This is a genomic window from Blautia sp. 210820-DFI.6.14, from assembly GCF_020558815.1.
GTDB lineage: Bacteria > Bacillota > Clostridia > Lachnospirales > Lachnospiraceae > Blautia_A > Blautia_A obeum.
Window position 1 is genome coordinate 1 of sequence record NZ_JAJCKS010000067.1, and the last position, 1,705, is coordinate 1,705.

Below are 1,705 nucleotides of genomic sequence, written 5' to 3' on the forward strand. Positions count from 1 at the left end.
CATAATCTGCGGAACAGTCTCGTTTGTACGGATAAAAAAATAAACTGAGCCACGGCTGTTCCAACATGAAATCAGCCGTGGCCTTATTTATATCATTTCACTCTTTTTTGAAATAGAACAACACCACAGCAACAACTCAAATCGACTTAAAATTCCAGACTATTCGCATTCAGCAAGAAATACTTCATTCCCATGATGACAAAACCTTCATCATTTCTCCAAGGCTTTTTGCTGCCATTTACAATGACGATCTTCTTGAAAGAGTCCGGGATATTACGCAGAGAATTGAACTCCTGCGTCTGTTTTTCTTCCGAAGTCATGTCATATGCAACCTGGATATAGTATCTCTGGTTTCCTTGATTCACCACAAAGTCAACCTCCAACTGCTTGCGAACACGTTTGCCCTCTTTATCCTTATCGAAGATATCCACGACACCCACATCAACATTGTAGCCACGGATCAGCAGCTCGTTATAAACAATGTTCTCCATGATATGAGTAGGCTCCTGCTGTCTGAAATTCAGACGTGCATTTCTCAGTCCCAGATCAGTAAAGTAGTATTTCAGATTTGCACCGATATACTTTCTGCCCTTAATATCGTATCGGCTTGCCTTGGAAATCAAAAAGGCATCTGTCAAATGGTCGATATGCTTGGAGATGGTTTTATTAGCATAAGTCATCTGGCGCTCACTGGCAAAGGTATTGGCAATCTTTGAAGGGTTGGTCGGTGCGCCGATTGCAGATGCAAGCACATCAACCAGAATCCCAATCTCATCCACGTTCTGAATCTTATTTCTTTCAATAACATCCTTCAGATAGACATTTGCAAAGATGTTCTTCAGATAGTCCGCTTTCTGTCGTTCGCTCTGGAAACTTACGATCTGCGGCAATCCTCCGTAGATCATGTAGTCATCCCAGGCATCATCATAATCACCGTCATAGACAGAATAAAACTCTGCAAAGGAGAGAGGGTAGATTCTAATCTCATCACCTCTGCCACGGAATTCGGTCACAATGTCGCTGGACAGGAACTTGGAATTACTTCCGGTGACATACACATCAATATTGCTCATGCGGAGCAGGCTGTTCAGCACTTCCTCAAATCGTGGCATGAACTGCACTTCATCCAAAAGGAGATAATACTTCCCGTCGTCTTTCATGGCATCCTTGATGTACTTGAAGCATACCTTGGGATCTCTTAATTCCTCGTTCTCAATACCATCCAATGCAATTTCAATAATATGATCAACATCAACGCCGTTCTCCAGTAAGTATCTCTTAAAGATGGTAAACAGCAAAAAGGATTTGCCACATCTACGAATGCCGGTAATCACCTTTATCATTCCATTATCTTTTCGCTCGATCAGCTGCTGTAGGTAAGCGTCTCTTTTAATCTCCATCATTGCACTCCCCATTTCCGTGCATCTGCACACTTTTTAGTAATGAGATTCTATCACAGAACGACCTGAATTTCAATATGTATTCCTATTTTATGTGCATCTACACACTTTTATGTAATGTTGATAAATATATTTTCAGATTTTTTTGATTGCAGTGTCTATAATCGACTACTCCAATCGTTATTATAAGTAGACAACAAAAAGAAGATGGTTCCGATGTTTCATTAAATATGTTCGTTAGTCTTTTACGCAAAGGATTCTATCTCCTCTGCGCCCTAATGCTTTTCGGATTCAGTTCAACAAAC

At 40.7% G+C, this 1,705-nt stretch carries 1 protein-coding gene; it reads right to left on the minus strand.

Going from position 1 to position 1,705, the window contains the following annotated elements:
- Positions 1-146 precede the first annotated feature (146 nt).
- Positions 147-1,400: an ATP-binding protein gene (locus LI112_RS17695; RefSeq protein ID WP_055182611.1), complete on the minus strand. Its 1,254-nt coding sequence runs from the start codon at positions 1,398-1,400 to the stop codon at positions 147-149.
- Positions 1,401-1,705 lie beyond the last annotated feature (305 nt).

What these genes read in the sequence shown, in the direction of transcription:
- LI112_RS17695 (WP_055182611.1), bottom strand. Translation starts at nt 1,400, where the DNA reads ATGGAGATTAAAAGAGACGCTTACCTACAGCAGCTGATCGAGCGAAAA.